Below are 14,798 nucleotides of genomic sequence, written 5' to 3' on the forward strand. Positions count from 1 at the left end.
AAGCGCGAAGAAGGATATCCTGTTCATGACAAGGCGACCCATGATCTGATAGGGAGGGTTAGGCAAGGCTTGCATCCTATCGGGGGTTTGTTCCGACCATGTTGACCGTTTCGTCCCGGCTCGTATTCGCCGCGGTACTGCTGTGCGTTGCGCTTCCCGCTGGTGCCCAGCGCTTTTCCGAAAGCTATCTGTTCCTCAAGGCTGTGCGCGAGCAGGATGGCAACAAGGTCACCGAATATCTGAGCGCGCCCGGCCAGACGATCGTCAACGTCAAGGGCGACGATGGCGACGCGGCGATCCATATCGTCGCCAAGCGCCGCGACATGACCTATCTGCGCTTCATCCTCGCGCGCGGGGGCAATGTGAATCTGCAGGACGGGCAGGGCAACAGTCCGCTGATGCTTGCCGTCGAGGCCAACTGGCCCGAGGGGATCCGGGAAATCCTCACCCGCAAGGGCAATGTCAATCTGGCCAATAATGGGGGCGAGACTCCGCTGATGCGCGCCGTCCAGCGCCGCGATCTCGAACTGGTCCAGCTGCTCCTCACCAGCGGTGCCGACCCCGACATGGTCGATCGGCTTGCGGGCCTGAGCGCTCGCGACTATGCCGCCCGCGATACCCGCGCGCCGGCCGTCGCCGAAGCGCTCAAAAATGCCCCCAAGGTCCAGAAGCGCGCGGTCTCCGGCCCGAGTTTCTAACTACCCCAACCCAGTCCATCCGCTTCGGGGTCGGTCAGCGTGATCACCCGCCGCGCCGCGCGGCGGGCAAAGGCCAATGTGCATTTGCGCCGTGTCGCGCTCGCCAGCGGCACGGTCCGCGCCTCGCGCACGATCGCCGCGTCGTAGCGGTCGGCGACGATCACCCCGGCGCGCTCGGGCAGGAAATCGGGACGGTCGAACGGCGCCAGATCGAATCCAGCCGGCACGGCCCAGAAATAACGGTCGCAATGGGCGAGATAGTCGGTCCACTTGCCGTCGCCGATCAGGTCGGCGCGCGACACCTTGACCTCGACGATCACGATCTCGCCGCGCAGGTTGAGCGCCATCAGGTCGGCGCGTCGTCCATCGCCCAGCGGCACTTCCGCCATCGCAATCGTCTCGTGCCGCAGCAGCATGCGGCAAACGCCGCGCGTCACATCGGCGGCGATGAGTGGCGCAGCCGCAGCGTCGAGCTCTGGATCAACGGGAAAGGCCGGGGAAGGCATCGAAACCATCCCCGGCCCTTAGAACATTTGACGAACGAACGAAAGCCCGTCCGGCAGGATCAACGATAGAAGATATGGTTGCCGACGCTGCCGACCCGCGCGCGGCGCCAACCGGGCGAGACATAACGGGCATGGAAGAACAGCGCGTTCGATACGCTGCTGTCCCAGGCATCGTCGCGTGCGACCTGTGCCACCGCGAGCGCGGTCTTCCACGCACGCGCACCCGCCGGTGGCTGGACGAGACGACCGCCGCGGACGAAGGAGAACTGGCCGCGCTGGGTGAGCACGCCGCACACCGATGCCGGGAAGCGGCCCGACTTGGCGCGGTTGAGGATCACCTCGGCGACCGCGAGCTGGCCCTCGAGCGGCTCGCCCTTGGATTCGTAATAGACGCCGATCGCGAGGCAGTTGAGCTCGGCATCGTCGGCGACCGCGTCCTGCGCGGCGACCGCAGCGGCCAGCGTCGCGTAGGTGGCGGATTCGGAATCTGAGTCCTGGGGGGAGGGCGGCATCGTCGGCGTCGAGCGCGGCAAGCGATTCGCCCATCGTGGGAACCTGTTCGGTCGCGGCTTCGTTAATCGCCTGGACCGGGGTCTTTTCGGCTTCTCCGGCGATACCCGGGGCCGTTGCGCCAATGCCTGCGGCAATGGTCAGGGTCGTGGCCGCGATCATCGCAGCCCGGAACGAGAAAGACATTCAACATCGATACTGTGCGGTTGGTGCGCGATTCGGTCCCACGGGGTGCTTTTGCACGGACCGATCGGGCTTGCCCCCCGACTGCGTAACCACCGGCCTCTGACCCCGACGGCACAACGCTATTTATAACGTCGCGCGCCTCTGCCGCCGATGTTGCGGTGCGTCAAGCGCCGATAATCGTTTCAGCGGCGAACCGTTCTGCCGCTGCGATATCCAGTTCGACCACCCACAGGTCGGGGTCGCGGCTGCGGCGACGCTGCCAGTAGTCGCTCACCCCGAACGGATCTTCGAACGCCGATGGGCCGCTGCGCACCAGCGCTGGCTCGCCATCCGCCCCGATTCCGCGCTCGAAAAAGCCGGGATTCATGCCGCGCTCCAGCGTCAGGACCAGGATCGCGCCCGCCTCTTCATGCCCCCTGGCAAGCACCATCGCGCTCCCGCCTTCGGCATTGACCCGGCGGATCAGCGCATTGACGATCAGCCCGCTGGCGAGCCGGGCGCTCATCGCGCAGTGCGATAACCGGGCAGCCCGGCCAGCGCGATCCGCGACTTCATGAAGGTGCCGGTCCCGCGCGCCGCCTCTTCGCCGCTCGCGTCGATCAACCGCGCCTCGGCGACGAACACCCGCCTTTGCCCGCTGACCCAGCGCCCCTCGGCGGTCACGGGTCCCGGACCCAGCGGCTTTGTGAACAGCAGGTTGAACGCCGTGGTGAGCAGGAACCGGTCGGTCACCAGGCTGTTCGCCGCATAGAAGGCGGCATCGTCGAGCATCTTGAAATAGCTCGTCCCATGCGCCGCGCCGCCCGCGTGGAAATGACGTTCGTCGATGGTGAAGCGGATATGCGCCACGCCGGCGCGCGCGATCTCCAGCCGCGATTCGAACAGCTGGTTGATGGGCGCGGCGGCATAGAGCGATTCGAGCGCGCGATGATGCGCCTCTGCCCCGACCGCCGCGATCGCGTCAGGCTGCGGCGTCACGCGCTTCGGTCCCCGCGAGCAGCGCATAGATGGCATCGGCCGACCCGGCGCCGCGCAATTTGGCGGTAAAGCCGCGATCGCGCAGCCGCCGCGACACCCGGGCCAGCGCCTTCAGATGCTCGGCCCCGGCATTCACCGGCGACAGCAGCATGAACACCAGATCCACCGGACTGTCGTCCACTGCGGCGAAATCGATCGGCCGGTCGAGCCGCATCATCACCCCGCGCACGCTCTCCAGCCCCTCGATCCGCCCGTGCGGAATCGCGATTCCGCCGCCAAAGCCAGTCGTGCCCAGCCGCTCGCGCGCCGCAAGCGCGGCAGCGACGGTCGCGGCGTCGAGCCCATAGGCCCGCGCCGCGACGTCGGCGAGCAGCGCGAAGAGCTTCTTCTTGCTGCCCGCCGTCACGCCCGAAGCCACCGCCTCGGGCGTCAGCAGATCATGGAGATCGTGCATCGTCCCGCGTCAGGCCGCCCGGTTGGGTTCGACCCAGCCGATCGTGCCGTCGGTGCGGCGATAGACCATGTTGTAGGTGCCGGTTCCGGTATTCTTGAACAGCAGTGCATTGGTGTTGCGCAGGTCGAGCATCATCACCGCGTCCGACACGCTCGCATCGGGCACGTCCACCCGCGTTTCGGCGATGATCGGCGGCGCGTCGGCGGCCTCTTCCTCATCGGTCTCGATCTGGAAAACGGTGTAGCCCGCGTCATAGGCGGCATCCATCATCGCCTGCTGCTGGCCGTTGTTGCGGTCCTTCAGGCGGCGCATGTACCGGCGCAGCTGCTTTTCGATCTTGTCGGCGGCACCGTCGAACGCAAGGTGCGCCTCCTGCGCGGCATGCGATCCCTTGAGCACCAGCCCCTGCATCACGTGCGCGACGATGTCGCAGGTGAAGCCGTAATCATGCGGCCCCTTGCCGAACGTGACCTGGGCCGAGATCGCGCGGGCGAAATATTTCTCGGCGATACCCTGGAGCCGGTCGTCCACGTGCTGCCTCAGCGCAGTGCCCGTGTCCACCTGGTGACCAGAAACCCGGATATCCATATTTTCCTCCGTCCTAACAAGAGGAGCACCTAGGAATGGGGGCCGACAGCGTCAACCGGACGCCTCCGTTCCCCACACTGGGTCCTCGAACCCGGCCATAAACGCCGAATGGCGGGCCAGTTCCGCATCGCTCGGCACAAAAATGCGTGCCGGTCGCACATGCGTCTTCGCGGCGCCGAACTCGATCCGCTCGGGTCCGGCCGCCTGTTCCACCGCGAGCCCAAGCGCAATCTGGCGTCCGCCGGTCAATTCGATGAACACCTGCGCCAGCAACTGCGCGTCGAGCAGCGCGCCGTGCAGCTCGCGCGCCGACAGGTCGACGCCATAGCGCACGCACAGCGCGTCGAGCGTATGCTTGGCCCCGGGATGCTTGGCGCGCGCGATCTGCAGCGTATCGACGATGCGATCGACCGGCAGCAGTGCGCGCCCGCACGCCTTCAGCTCGCCATTCATGAATCCCAGGTCGAACATCGCATTGTGCGCGATCAGCGGGCAATCGCCCAGAAATTCGATCAGATCGTCGCAAATCTCGTGGAACCGCGGCTTGTCGGCCAGGAACGCCTCCGACAGGCCATGCACCGCGAACGCCTCGATCGGCATGTCGCGATCGGGATTGAGGTAGCGGTGGAAATGACGACCGGTCGGCACGCGGTTGATCAGCTCGACGCACCCGATTTCCACCAGCCGGTGCCCGGCGCTGTAGCTCAGGCCGGTCGTTTCGGTGTCGAACACGATTTCGCGCATGCCCTGCTTATCCGCCTGTTTCGCGCGCGAGGCAAGCGATCAGCGCGGCAACTTCGGCCCTTGTCTCATCCTTGGACCCGCCGGTCGAAATCACGAAATCTGCGCGCGCGCGCTTCTCCGCATCGGGCAGTTGCCTGGCAAGGATCGACTCGAAGCGTTCGACCGTCATGCCGGGCCGCGACAGCACTCGTTCACGCTGAATTTCGGCCGGCGCGGAGACGACGACGATCTTGTCCACCTGCCGCCAGCCACCCGCTTCGAACAGCAGTGGCACGTCGAGCAGCACCAGCGGCTTGTCGGCATTGGCCTTGAGAAATTCATTGCGCGCATGCGCAACGGCGGGATGCACAATCCCTTCCAGCCGCTTGAATGCTTCCGGGTTGCCGAACACCGCCTCGCCCAGCAGCGTGCGATCCACCCCCAGCTCGGTCGTCGTATCGGGAAACTCGGCTTCGATCTGCGCGACCAAAGCACCGCCCGGCCCCTGCAGCCGGTGCACCTCAGCATCGGCGTCGAATACCGGCACCCCTGCCTCGGCAAACATCGCCGCGACGGTCGATTTGCCCATGCCGATCGACCCGGTGAGACCGAGAATCAGGGTCATGCCAGCAGCAGCGCTCGCAACTCGGCATCATGTTCGCGCGGTGCCGGTTCGCCAAAGAACAGCTCGAACGCCAGCGCCGCCTGGCCGATCAGCATCTCCAGCCCGTCGACCGTCTCCAGATCGCGCGCCCGCGCCGCCGCGAGCAGCCCGGTCTCGAGTGGCGCATAGACCGCGTCATAGACCAGCGCATCTTCGGGCAGGTTCGACAAGTCGAGGTCGAGCGGCGGATGCCCCACCATTCCCAGCGAACTGGCATTGACCAGCAGCGCCACCGGCGGCAGCGGCGCGTCGAGCGGCACCGCATCGCCCTTCAACCCGAAGGTCGCAAGCAGCCCCATCGCCTTCAACGGCGATCGGTTGAGGATGGTGACCCGCTCCACCCCCGCCCGCGCCAGCGCGAGACAGGATCGCGCGCGCCGCGCCGCCCGCACCGACCACCGCGACCGGCGCGCCCTCCAGATCGAACTCGGCAATCGGCGCATAGAAGCCGGCTGCATCGGTATTGGTCCCGATCAACGCGCCATTCGCCCCGCGAAACACCGTATTGATCGCGCCTATGCTGTCGCGCACCCCGCCCGGATCGGGCACATGGTCGAGCGCCGCCACCTTGTGCGGGGCGGTGATGTTGCACCCGCGCCAGTCGGGGTCGTCACGCCGCGAGGCGAAGAAATCGCCCAGCCCCTCGGGCGTTACCAGCGTCTTGGCATAGCGGGCGTCGAGCCCAAGCTTGTCGATCCAGAAGCCATGGATCAGCGGCGACTTGGACTGTGCAATGGGGTCGCCGATCACCTCAGCATATGGGGGGGCAAAAGGGGTGGTCATGACGTCAACTTGCCTCTGGTCCGCAGAAAATCGAGGATGTTGAGCAGCGGCATCCCCAGGATGGTGTAGTGGCTGCCCTCGATCCGGCTGAACAGCTGAACCCCCGGACCTTCGACCCGGTAACAGCCGACACAGCCCGAAATCGCGGGCCACTCGGCATCGAGATACTCGGCGATGAACCGATCCGACAGCGGCCTGACCCACAGCCGCGCGCGATCGACATGCCGCCACAGCGCTTGGCCATTCTCCGCGATCACCGCCGCGCTGTAGAGATCGTGGCGCTTGCCCGACAGCATCTTGAGGTGCCGCTCGGCATCGGCGCGATCGACCGGCTTGTCGACCAACGTCCCGTCCTCGATCGCCACCACCGAATCCCCGCCCAGCACCAATGTCCCCGGCACACGCTGGCTGACCTTGAGCGCCTTCATCTCGGCCAGCGCATCGGCCAAGTCGCGCGGCGCGACTTTTCCAAGGCTCGCCTTGACCGCATCCTCATCGACATGCGCTGGCAGCGCCTCGTGCGCCACGCCCGCCGCCGCAAGCATCGCGCGCCGCGACGCGCTGGTCGAAGCCAGCACGATCATGGCCGCGCCTCCGCGTTGACGCGCTCATTGGCCATGGTAATGATCGCCGCCGCTGTCTCCTCGATCGACCGGCGCGTCACGTCGATCACCGGCCAGCCATTGTCGGCGAACATGCGCCGGGCATAGGCGACCTCCTTCTGCACCGCTTCCTGCTCGATATAGCTGGTCTCATCCTGCTGGTTGAGCGCGAGCAGCCGGTTGCGCCGCACCTGGATCAGCCGCTCGGGGCTGGTGGTCAGCCCGACCACCATCGGGTTCTTCAATCGATAGAGCAGGTCGGGCGGCGGCGATTGCGGCACGATCGGGATGTTTGCGACCTTGAACCCGCGATTGGCGAGGTAGATCGACGTCGGCGTCTTCGACGTGCGCGACACGCCCGCCAGCACGATGTCCGCCTCCTCCCAATTCTCCCAATTCACCCCATCGTCATGCGCGATGGTGAACTGGATCGCGTCCACGCGCGCGAAATAGGCGGCGTCCAGCATATGCTGCCGCCCCGGCCGCGCCTTCATCTCCTGTCCCAGCAGGTTGGACAACGCATGATTGACCGGATCGAGCGGTGCGACCGCTGGCAAGCCGATCGCGCGGCACCGCGTCTCGAGCTGGCGGCGGATCTCCGGATTGACCAGCGTGAAGATCACCAGCCCCGGATTCTGCGCGATTTCGGCGAGGATGCGCTCGAGATGCGTTTCGCTGCGCACCATCGGCCAGAAATGGCGCAACACCTCGACATCGTCGAACTGCGCCAGCGCCGCCTTGGCGATATTCTCCAGCGTCTCGCCGGTGGAATCGGAGAGAAGGTGCAGGTGGAGTTTCAAAGATTCCCCTCCCGCTTGCGGGAGGGGCTAGGGAGGGCGTGTCCACTCCGGAAACATCCAAAAACAGGCCCTCCCCCGACCCCTCCCGCAAGCGGGAGGGGGAGAAAAACGCCTAGTCTGGACGGATCTGTGGAAAACATGGGGGAAATCGCTAGCGCAACGCGCAACACCCGCCAAGCGTGGGAGTCGGTCCACGCTCCGGATCATTCGTCCACAACCGCGCCCACAGCCAGGCGATCCGCCACACAGGCTGTGGATAACGGGGACGACTGAATCGAATCGCGGCGGAATCGCGGGAGTCCGCCCGGTCAATCTGTTGGCAGAATGGGGACGAACGCCTAAGCCCCGGCATCCACGCACCAACGTACAACTACATCCTACTTAGATTCTTCTTCTTATTTTTGTTGAGAGAGACGGACGGTCCTGTGACTCCGAAGAAACTGCTCCGAGTGCTGTCAGGCGAGCGCGTCGATGCACCGCCGATGTGGCTCATGCGTCAGGCGGGCCGATACCTTCCCGAGTATCGCGCGCTCCGGGCCGAAAAGGGCGGGTTTCTCGAACTGGTCAACGACAGCGACGCCGCGGCGGAGATCACGCTCCAGCCGATCCGCCGCTTCGGCTTCGACGGCGCGATCCTGTTTTCCGACATTCTCGTCGTACCGCATGCGCTCGGCCAGGATCTGTGGTTCGAGGCGGGGGAGGGGCCGCGCCTTGCCCCCAGGCTGGTCGATCATGCGCTGGAAAGCCTCACAGCGGCCCCACAGCGGCTCGACCCGGTCTATGGCACTGTGCGCCGCGTCGCCGCCGCCTTGCCGCCTGAGGTGACGTTTCTGGGCTTTGCAGGAAGTCCGTGGACCAACGCGACCTACATGGTCGCAGGACAAGGCAGTCGCGACCAGAGCGAGACGCGCCGCATGGCCTATGCCGATCCCGGTGCATTCCAGGCGATCATCGACGCGATCGTCGCAATGTCGATCGACTATCTGGCGAAGCAGATCGAGGCTGGGGTCGAGGCGGTGCAGCTGTTCGACAGCTGGGCCGGGTCGCTCAGCCCCGCGCAATTCGAACGCTGGGTGATCGCCCCCAACGCCGCGATCGTCGCGGGCCTGCGCGCGCGTTGCCCGGATGCCCAGATCATCGGATTCCCCAAGGGTGCGGGCGGCAAGCTCGCCGCTTACGCCCGCGAAACCGGCGTGGACGCGATTGGCCTCGACGAGACGGTCGATCCGGTCTGGGCGCATCGCGAACTCCCCGCGGGAATGCCGGTTCAGGGCAATCTCGATCCGCTCGCGCTGATCGCCGGCGGTGAGGAATTGCGGGCCGCCGCCACCCGCGTGGTTGATGCCCTGCGCGACCGCCCCCATATCTTCAATCTGGGCCACGGCATTCAACAGGATACGCCGATTGCCCATGTCGAACAGCTGATCGGCATCGTCAGGGGGACGCGTTGATGACCGGATTTCTCGGCAATGCCTGGCTGTGGGCCAAGGCCGCGCACGTCATCTTCGTGATCTTCTGGATGGCCGGCTTGTTCATCCTCCCGCGCTATCTGGTCCATCATCAGGAGGCGCTGGCCGACCCGGTCCAGGCCAAGGCGTGGAAAGAGCGTGAGGCAAAGCTGCGCCGCGTGATCCTCACCCCGTCGCTGGTCATCGTCTGGCTGCTCGGCATCGCCCTCGCGATCAATCTCGGCCTGTTCGAAGGCGGCGCGGGTCTGGGCTGGCTCCATGCCAAGCTGCTGCTCGTCCTGCTGCTCTCGGGCTATCATGGCTGGGCGGTCGGCTATTCGAAGAAGCTCGCGACGGGGCAGGGGTCGCTGACCTCCAAACAGCTGCGCCTCGCCAACGAAATGCCCGCGATCTTCGTCGCGCTGATCGTCATCCTGGCGGTGGTCCGCCCGTTCTGATCGCGCGTCCAATATGCTTGTAATGTTGGATTTTCTTTGTTCTCCTCGGCGCGCATCCCCGGATGCCGCTCTTTGACCGATTGAACCTGTTATCTGTAGGCGCGATCCCGCTGCGTCATTGTCGCGCGGCGGTCGATAGCTGTCGCGGTGCGGCCTGTTTCTGTCGCATCAGGCGCGCGCATGTGGTGACTCGAAGTCCCGCACGTGTCGCGCCGGTGTCGCGTCGCGGTTGCTTTCCCGACCCGAACCGGTCGCAAACCCGTCCCGTTCGCCGCAAACCCGTGTGTTTCTGTCAGTCTGTCAGGCTGATGTCAGCCTGATCGCTTGACTTGCCACAGGGCGAATCCTAATCCGCTGGGGTCGCGTCGCCGTCCTGGCGGCGGCCCGGCGTCCCTCCTTTTTTCCTCAAGCCATCGCGACCTGCGCGTCCAAACGCCCGAAAACCCATAGCGATCGCCAGACGGACTTCTCCCATGCACTTGAAAGATTTGAAGAAAACCGCGCCCGCCGAACTGGTGTCGATGGCCGAGGAACTTGGTGTCGAAAGCGCGTCGACGCTGCGCAAGCAGGATTTGATGTTCGCGATCCTCAAGGCCCAGGCCGAGAATGGCGAACTGATCATGGGCGAGGGCACGATCGAGGTGCTTCAGGACGGCTTCGGCTTTCTGCGCAGCCCCCAGTCCAACTATCTCGCTGGTCCCGACGACATCTATGTCTCGCCCAATCAGGTCCGCAAATTCGGCCTGCGCACGGGCGACACCGTCGAAGGTGAAATTCGCGCCCCCAAGGATGGCGAGCGCTATTTTGCGCTGACCAAGCTGGTCAGTGTCAATTTCGACGATCCCGACGCCGTCCGCCACCGCGTCAATTTCGACAACCTGACCCCGCTTTACCCGGATCAGAAGCTCACGCTCGACCCCGCCGATCCGACCCAGAAGGATAAGTCGGCGCGGGTCATCGACATCGTGTCGCCCCAGGGCAAGGGCCAGCGCACGCTGATCGTCGCACCGCCGCGCGTCGGCAAGACGGTGATGCTGCAGAACATCGCCAAGGCGATCACCGACAACCATCCCGAGGTGTTCCTGCTCGTCCTGCTGATCGACGAGCGACCCGAGGAAGTCACCGACATGCAGCGCAGCGTGAAGGGCGAGGTGGTCAGCTCGACCTTCGATGAACCCGCCACGCGCCATGTCCAGGTCGCCGAAATGGTGATCGAAAAGGCCAAGCGCTTGGTCGAACACAAGAAGGATGTCGTCATCCTGCTCGATTCGATCACCCGCCTCGGCCGCGCCTACAACACCGTCGTGCCCAGCTCGGGCAAGGTGCTGACCGGCGGTGTCGACGCCAATGCGCTCCAGCGGCCCAAGCGCTTCTTCGGCGCCGCGCGCAACATCGAGGAGGGCGGGTCGCTTTCGATCATCGCGACCGCGCTGATCGACACCGGCAGCCGCATGGACGAGGTGATCTTCGAAGAGTTCAAGGGCACCGGCAACTCCGAAATCGTGCTCGACCGCAAGGTCGCGGACAAGCGCATCTTCCCGGCGCTCGACGTCGGCAAGAGCGGCACGCGCAAGGAAGAGCTGCTGCTCGACAAGCCGACGCTGTCGAAGATGTGGGTGCTGCGCCGCATCCTCATGCAGATGGGCACCACCGATGCGATGGAGTTCCTGCTCGACAAGATGAAGGATTCGAAGACCAACGAAGACTTCTTCGACAGCATGAATCAGTGACCAAGGCGGCCTGATTTAGCGCTGCTAGATCAGGACTCGTCGAAGCGTCCGAACGGCTCGTTCGACGTCATGGGCTTTGCCCATGACGGACCCGCGATGTTTGATTATGCGTTGCGCTGTGCAGACCAATAAGAAGGGGAACCCATGACCGAAATCTGGGGTCATATCGTCAACGACTTTGCCGGCCTGTTCTCAGGCAGCGGGTCAGCCTGGCTGGCGTTCGGGCAGGTAATCCTGATCGACATCGTGCTGGCGGGCGACAATGCGATCGTCATCGGCGCGCTTGCGGCGGGTCTTCCCGCGGATCAGCGCAAGAAGGTGATCCTGATCGGCATCATCGCGGCATTGGTGCTGCGCATCGCGTTCGCGCTGGTCGTGACTCAGCTGATGGCGATCATCGGACTGATCTTCGCTGGCGGCGTGCTGCTGCTGTGGGTGGCGTGGAAGATGTACCGCGAAATCGGCCATGGTGCCGGTGAAAGCGCCGGCTCGCCCGAAATTGCGGGTGACGAGCATTCGGGCCTGAAGCCGGCGAAGAGCTTTGCGGGTGCCGCCTGGGCTGTCGCAGTCGCCGACGTGTCGATGAGCCTCGACAACGTGCTGGCCGTTGCCGGCGCGGCGCGCGACCATCCCGGTATCCTGATGGTCGGCCTGGTTATCGCGGTGGCACTGATGGGCGTCGCGGCGAACGTCATCGCCAAGTACATCGAACGCTATCGCTGGATCGCTTGGGTCGGTCTGCTGGTGATCGTCTATGTCGCCGGGTCGATGATCTACACCGGGATCACCGACCAGGATGTCGGCATCCTTCAGCTGTTCCGCTAAGGGTCTGATCCCACAACAGAAAAGGGGCGGTGTCCGTTACGACGCCGCCCCTTTTTCGTGTCAGCCGATATGCTCGGCGAAGAACGCTTCGGTCCGGCTGTCGGCCAGCCGCGCCGCCGTATCCGACCGCCTGTTGCCCATCTCGGTGGCAAAGCCGTGGTCCTCGCCCGGATAGTCGTGCAGAGTCACCTTGGGGTGGCCGTCCAGCCCGTCATGCATCGCCTTCTGCACCGGGGCGGGGACGAATCCGTCCTCGCCGGCGATGTGCAGCATCAGCGGATTGGCGATGGCATGTTTTTCGCCGAGCAGCCCGTCCACGCCCACCGCATAATAGCCGACGCTGGCATCGCTATCGGTGCGCGCCGCGGCCATGAAGGCGAGGCGTCCGCCCAGGCAATAGCCAGTAACCCCGACCTTGCCGCCGCTTGCGGCGCGCGCTGCGCGGATTGTCGCCTCGATATCCGCGACGCCCTTGTCCTGGTCGAACTTGCCCATCCAGCCGAGCGCTTCCTGAAATTCCGACTCGATATCGGGGTCGAGCTGGATGCCGGGCCTCAGCCGCCAGAACAGGTCGGGCGCGAACGCCATATAGCCGAGTGACGCAAAATGATCGCACTTGCGCCGGATGCCTTCGTTGACGCCAAAGATTTCCTGAATCACCACGATTGCGCCGCGCGGTGCGCCTTCGGGGTCGGCGCGATAAGCGGCAAAGCTTCCGCTGCCGTCGATTGCCTGGATGTCGGTGCTCGCCATGAAACTCTCCTTCGGGTCAGGCGTGGCGCTGCTCGTGGTCGAGCAGCCATTTCTTGGTCGCGGGGCCGTCGCCCGCCGAATAGCTCCCCAGCGCGCCGCCCGCGGCGGTCACCCTGTGGCACGGGATGATGACGGGCAGGGAATTGCGCGCGCACAGTTGCCCGATCGCACGCGGCCCGGAATCGAGTCGCCGGGCCAGCTCGCCGTAGCTCGCGGTCTCGCCATAGGGAAGGGCGACCAAGCCGTCGCGAAGCACCTGGCCGCGCGCCGAAGCGATCATGGGAAGGGGGAGGTCGAAGCTCTTGAGTTCGCCCGCAAAATAGGCGCGCAGCTGTTCGGCCGCGGCACGGACAGCTGCATATCTCCCGTCCGCAACCGGTTCCGCGACACCCAGCGTCACGCGCAGTACCGTTTCTTCGTCGCCTTCGATCCGGATCGGGCCGATGGGCGTTGCGATCAGGGCATGGTCGCGCGCATACATGGGGCGAGCGTAGGGCAGGGGATGCTTCGGGCTCAAGTGGAGAAGACACATGAAGATCAATGTCGAGGTCGACTGCACCCCCGAAGAGGCGCGTCGCGCGATGGGCCTGCCCGATTTCACCCCGGTGCACGACCGCTACATCCAGATGATGCTCGATTCGATCGAGAAGGGCGGGATCAATCCCGAGATGATCGAGTCGATGATGAAGAGCTGGACCCCGATGGGTGAGGCCGGGATGAATTTCTGGCGCGGCATGTTCGATATGGGCAAGCGCAGCGGCAGCGAGTGAGCGAGACGATCTACGCGCTGTCGAGCGGGGCATTGCCCGCCGGCATCGCGGTCATCCGAATTTCCGGTCCTCGGGCGTTCGCCGCCGTCGCCACGCTGGTGGGCGAGTTGCCCCCGCCGCGTCGCGCATCGCTGCGGACCTTGCGGCGCGATGGCGAACCGCTCGACCGCGCGCTGGTGCTGGTCTTTCCCGGCCCCGCGACCGCGACCGGTGAGGATCTTGCCGAACTTCACCTCCACGGCGGCCGCGCGGTGGTGCGCGCGGTCGAGGCTGCGCTTGCCGCGCTTCCGGGGCTGCGCGGTGCCGAACCAGGCGAGTTTACCCGCCGCGCGCTCGCTCACGGTCGGATCGACCTGACCGAAGCCGAAGGATTGGGTGACTTGCTCGCCGCCGAGACCGAGATGCAGCGCCGCACTGCACTGCGTGCGGCAGAAGGCGGAGTGCGCGCTCAGATCGAAGGCTGGGCCACCAGCGCGCTTCGGCTCTCTGCGTTGATCGAGGCAATGCTCGATCATGGCGACGAAGAAGATGTGGCCGCGGAGGGCGATGTGCTCGACGCGGTGGCTCGCGACGCCGACCTGCTTGCGGTTGCGATCGAGGCGGCGATCGCCCAGCCGCCGGTCGAACGGGTTCGCGACGGCATCCGTATCGTGCTCGCCGGATCGCCCAATGCGGGCAAATCGACCTTGCTCAACGCTTTGGCGGGTCGCGAAGCAGCCATCGTCTCACCACTCGCGGGAACCACACGTGACCGGATCGAAGTGCCGGTGATGCGCGACGGGGTCGCGTATCTGCTCACCGATACCGCAGGTCTGAACGAAACCCCCGCGGATATGGTCGAGGAAATCGGGATCGCCCGCGCGCGGTCGGCAATCGAGACTGCGGACCTCGTGCTGTGGCTCGACGACGGACCGCCGTCAGTCGAGGTGGCGGCGGTCAACCATCTGCTGATTCGTCCCCGTATTGACGAACCCGGTCGTGGACGTCCGGTCGATGCGCGCCATAGCGTATCGGCGGCGACCGGGCAGGGCATCGAAGCCCTGTGGACCATGATTGGCGGAGTTGCCGCAACGTTGCTGCCGCCATCAGACGCCGTCGCGCTGAACGCGCGTCAGCGGGGGCTCGCGGGGCAAGCTGCCTCGGCGCTGCGTCGCGCAGCGCGGGAGCGGGACGCGCTGCTGGTGGCGGAGGAGCTTCGTACGGCGCTTCGCGCATTTCATCGCGTGACGGGTGCCGCCGATGTCGAAGCGATGCTCGACACCTTGTTCGGGCGATTCTGCATCGGCAAGTGAGTGTTCCACGTGGAACGTTTTTGACGTGAT

Annotated in this window: 19 protein-coding genes and 1 pseudogene; 7 read left to right on the forward strand and 13 right to left on the reverse strand. The window is 65.3% G+C overall.

The window, feature by feature from the left end; all coding sequences use genetic code 11:
* The first annotated feature begins 98 nt into the window (after positions 1-98).
* Positions 99-698, forward strand: a complete 600-nt coding sequence (locus LRS08_RS09530; protein ID WP_257843894.1) for an ankyrin repeat domain-containing protein — start codon at positions 99-101, stop codon at positions 696-698.
* On the opposite strand, the gene LRS08_RS09535 is transcribed toward LRS08_RS09530, so the two are convergent.
* The 11 genes and pseudogenes from LRS08_RS09535 to LRS08_RS09585 form a co-directional block, all read right to left on the reverse strand.
* Positions 695-1,204, reverse strand: coding sequence for an MmcB family DNA repair protein (locus LRS08_RS09535; protein ID WP_257843893.1), 510 nt, complete (start codon positions 1,202-1,204; stop codon positions 695-697). The two genes, LRS08_RS09530 and LRS08_RS09535, sit on opposite strands and share 4 nt — an antisense overlap.
* Positions 1,205-1,263: 59 nt before the next feature.
* Positions 1,264-1,716 (reverse strand): cell wall hydrolase, encoded by a 453-nt coding sequence (locus LRS08_RS09540; protein ID WP_260481599.1) that lies wholly within the window; start codon positions 1,714-1,716, stop codon positions 1,264-1,266.
* Between the two features lie 347 nt (positions 1,717-2,063).
* Complete coding sequence (locus LRS08_RS09545) at positions 2,064-2,405, reverse strand: DUF1491 family protein (protein WP_257843891.1); 342 nt, start codon at positions 2,403-2,405, stop codon at positions 2,064-2,066.
* Entirely contained in the window at positions 2,402-2,905 is a 504-nt protein-coding gene (locus LRS08_RS09550; protein WP_257843890.1) for a PaaI family thioesterase, read from the reverse strand. The genes LRS08_RS09545 and LRS08_RS09550 overlap by 4 nt, the downstream gene beginning before the upstream one ends.
* A complete protein-coding gene (locus LRS08_RS09555; protein ID WP_257843889.1) occupies positions 2,862-3,332 on the reverse strand; it encodes a PTS sugar transporter subunit IIA in 471 nt (156 codons plus the stop codon). Before LRS08_RS09555 ends, LRS08_RS09550 begins: the two co-directional genes overlap by 44 nt.
* Positions 3,333-3,341: 9 nt before the next feature.
* Positions 3,342-3,920 (reverse strand): ribosome hibernation-promoting factor, HPF/YfiA family, encoded by a 579-nt coding sequence (gene hpf, locus LRS08_RS09560; RefSeq protein ID WP_257843888.1) that lies wholly within the window; start codon positions 3,918-3,920, stop codon positions 3,342-3,344.
* 51 nt (positions 3,921-3,971) lie between these two features.
* Positions 3,972-4,664, reverse strand: a complete 693-nt coding sequence (dnaQ, locus tag LRS08_RS09565; protein WP_257843887.1) for a DNA polymerase III subunit epsilon — start codon at positions 4,662-4,664, stop codon at positions 3,972-3,974.
* A gap of 7 nt (positions 4,665-4,671) precedes the next feature.
* A complete protein-coding gene (coaE, locus tag LRS08_RS09570; protein WP_257843886.1) occupies positions 4,672-5,268 on the reverse strand; it encodes a dephospho-CoA kinase in 597 nt (198 codons plus the stop codon).
* Positions 5,265-6,090 (reverse strand): annotated as a pseudogene (locus LRS08_RS09575) (shikimate dehydrogenase family protein). Before LRS08_RS09575 ends, coaE begins: the two are co-directional and overlap by 4 nt.
* On the reverse strand, positions 6,087-6,674 hold the full coding sequence (locus LRS08_RS09580) for a Maf family protein (protein ID WP_260481600.1): 588 nt from the start codon (positions 6,672-6,674) through the stop codon (positions 6,087-6,089). The pseudogene LRS08_RS09575 and the gene LRS08_RS09580 overlap by 4 nt, the downstream one beginning before the upstream one ends.
* Positions 6,671-7,492, reverse strand: coding sequence for a pyruvate, water dikinase regulatory protein (locus tag LRS08_RS09585; protein ID WP_257843884.1), 822 nt, complete (start codon positions 7,490-7,492; stop codon positions 6,671-6,673). The genes LRS08_RS09580 and LRS08_RS09585 overlap by 4 nt, the downstream gene beginning before the upstream one ends.
* Positions 7,493-7,917: 425 nt before the next feature.
* On the opposite strand from LRS08_RS09585, the gene hemE reads away from it, so the two are divergent.
* From hemE to LRS08_RS09605, 4 genes are all read left to right on the forward strand, one after another.
* Positions 7,918-8,943, forward strand: a complete 1,026-nt coding sequence (hemE, locus tag LRS08_RS09590; RefSeq protein WP_260481601.1) for a uroporphyrinogen decarboxylase — start codon at positions 7,918-7,920, stop codon at positions 8,941-8,943.
* Positions 8,943-9,398, forward strand: coding sequence for a CopD family protein (locus tag LRS08_RS09595; protein ID WP_257843883.1), 456 nt, complete (start codon positions 8,943-8,945; stop codon positions 9,396-9,398). Before hemE ends, LRS08_RS09595 begins: the two co-directional genes overlap by 1 nt.
* A gap of 473 nt (positions 9,399-9,871) precedes the next feature.
* Positions 9,872-11,128 carry a transcription termination factor Rho gene (rho, locus tag LRS08_RS09600; protein ID WP_257843882.1) on the forward strand — a complete coding sequence of 419 codons (1,257 nt, stop codon included), beginning with the start codon at positions 9,872-9,874 and terminating at the stop codon, positions 11,126-11,128.
* A gap of 144 nt (positions 11,129-11,272) precedes the next feature.
* Complete coding sequence (locus LRS08_RS09605; RefSeq protein WP_257843881.1) at positions 11,273-11,953, forward strand: YjbE family putative metal transport protein; 681 nt, start codon at positions 11,273-11,275, stop codon at positions 11,951-11,953.
* Positions 11,954-12,013: 60 nt separating this feature from the next.
* Here LRS08_RS09605 and LRS08_RS09610 read toward each other — a convergent pair whose 3' ends face one another.
* Complete coding sequence (locus LRS08_RS09610; protein WP_257843880.1) at positions 12,014-12,706, reverse strand: dienelactone hydrolase family protein; 693 nt, start codon at positions 12,704-12,706, stop codon at positions 12,014-12,016.
* A gap of 16 nt (positions 12,707-12,722) precedes the next feature.
* Complete coding sequence (locus tag LRS08_RS09615; RefSeq protein WP_257843879.1) at positions 12,723-13,187, reverse strand: methylated-DNA--[protein]-cysteine S-methyltransferase; 465 nt, start codon at positions 13,185-13,187, stop codon at positions 12,723-12,725.
* A gap of 49 nt (positions 13,188-13,236) precedes the next feature.
* On the opposite strand from LRS08_RS09615, the gene LRS08_RS09620 reads away from it, so the two are divergent.
* Both LRS08_RS09620 and mnmE read left to right on the forward strand, forming a co-directional pair.
* A complete protein-coding gene (locus tag LRS08_RS09620; protein WP_260481602.1) occupies positions 13,237-13,476 on the forward strand; it encodes a DUF6489 family protein in 240 nt (79 codons plus the stop codon).
* Complete coding sequence (gene mnmE, locus LRS08_RS09625) at positions 13,473-14,768, forward strand: tRNA uridine-5-carboxymethylaminomethyl(34) synthesis GTPase MnmE (RefSeq protein WP_257843878.1); 1,296 nt, start codon at positions 13,473-13,475, stop codon at positions 14,766-14,768. The genes LRS08_RS09620 and mnmE overlap by 4 nt, the downstream gene beginning before the upstream one ends.
* Positions 14,769-14,798 lie beyond the last annotated feature (30 nt).

It is taken from the genome of Sphingomonas sp. J315, from assembly GCF_024666595.1.
Taxonomy (GTDB): Bacteria; Pseudomonadota; Alphaproteobacteria; order Sphingomonadales; family Sphingomonadaceae; genus Sphingomonas.

What these genes read in the sequence shown, in the direction of transcription:
- LRS08_RS09530 (WP_257843894.1), top strand. Translation starts at nt 99, where the DNA reads ATGTTGACCGTTTCGTCCCGGCTCGTATTCGCCGCGGTACTGCTGTGC.
- LRS08_RS09550 (WP_257843890.1), bottom strand. Translation starts at nt 2,905, where the DNA reads ATGCGCTGCTCGCGGGGACCGAAGCGCGTGACGCCGCAGCCTGACGCG.
- rho (WP_257843882.1), top strand. Translation starts at nt 9,872, where the DNA reads ATGCACTTGAAAGATTTGAAGAAAACCGCGCCCGCCGAACTGGTGTCG.
- LRS08_RS09620 (WP_260481602.1), top strand. Translation starts at nt 13,237, where the DNA reads ATGAAGATCAATGTCGAGGTCGACTGCACCCCCGAAGAGGCGCGTCGC.
- LRS08_RS09580 (WP_260481600.1), bottom strand. Translation starts at nt 6,674, where the DNA reads ATGATCGTGCTGGCTTCGACCAGCGCGTCGCGGCGCGCGATGCTTGCG.
- LRS08_RS09605 (WP_257843881.1), top strand. Translation starts at nt 11,273, where the DNA reads ATGACCGAAATCTGGGGTCATATCGTCAACGACTTTGCCGGCCTGTTC.
- hpf (WP_257843888.1), bottom strand. Translation starts at nt 3,920, where the DNA reads ATGGATATCCGGGTTTCTGGTCACCAGGTGGACACGGGCACTGCGCTG.
- LRS08_RS09555 (WP_257843889.1), bottom strand. Translation starts at nt 3,332, where the DNA reads ATGCACGATCTCCATGATCTGCTGACGCCCGAGGCGGTGGCTTCGGGC.
- LRS08_RS09595 (WP_257843883.1), top strand. Translation starts at nt 8,943, where the DNA reads ATGACCGGATTTCTCGGCAATGCCTGGCTGTGGGCCAAGGCCGCGCAC.
- LRS08_RS09535 (WP_257843893.1), bottom strand. Translation starts at nt 1,204, where the DNA reads ATGCCTTCCCCGGCCTTTCCCGTTGATCCAGAGCTCGACGCTGCGGCT.
- LRS08_RS09540 (WP_260481599.1), bottom strand. Translation starts at nt 1,716, where the DNA reads ATGCCGCCCTCCCCCCAGGACTCAGATTCCGAATCCGCCACCTACGCG.
- LRS08_RS09610 (WP_257843880.1), bottom strand. Translation starts at nt 12,706, where the DNA reads ATGGCGAGCACCGACATCCAGGCAATCGACGGCAGCGGAAGCTTTGCC.
- LRS08_RS09545 (WP_257843891.1), bottom strand. Translation starts at nt 2,405, where the DNA reads ATGAGCGCCCGGCTCGCCAGCGGGCTGATCGTCAATGCGCTGATCCGC.
- LRS08_RS09615 (WP_257843879.1), bottom strand. Translation starts at nt 13,187, where the DNA reads ATGTATGCGCGCGACCATGCCCTGATCGCAACGCCCATCGGCCCGATC.
- coaE (WP_257843886.1), bottom strand. Translation starts at nt 5,268, where the DNA reads ATGACCCTGATTCTCGGTCTCACCGGGTCGATCGGCATGGGCAAATCG.
- dnaQ (WP_257843887.1), bottom strand. Translation starts at nt 4,664, where the DNA reads ATGCGCGAAATCGTGTTCGACACCGAAACGACCGGCCTGAGCTACAGC.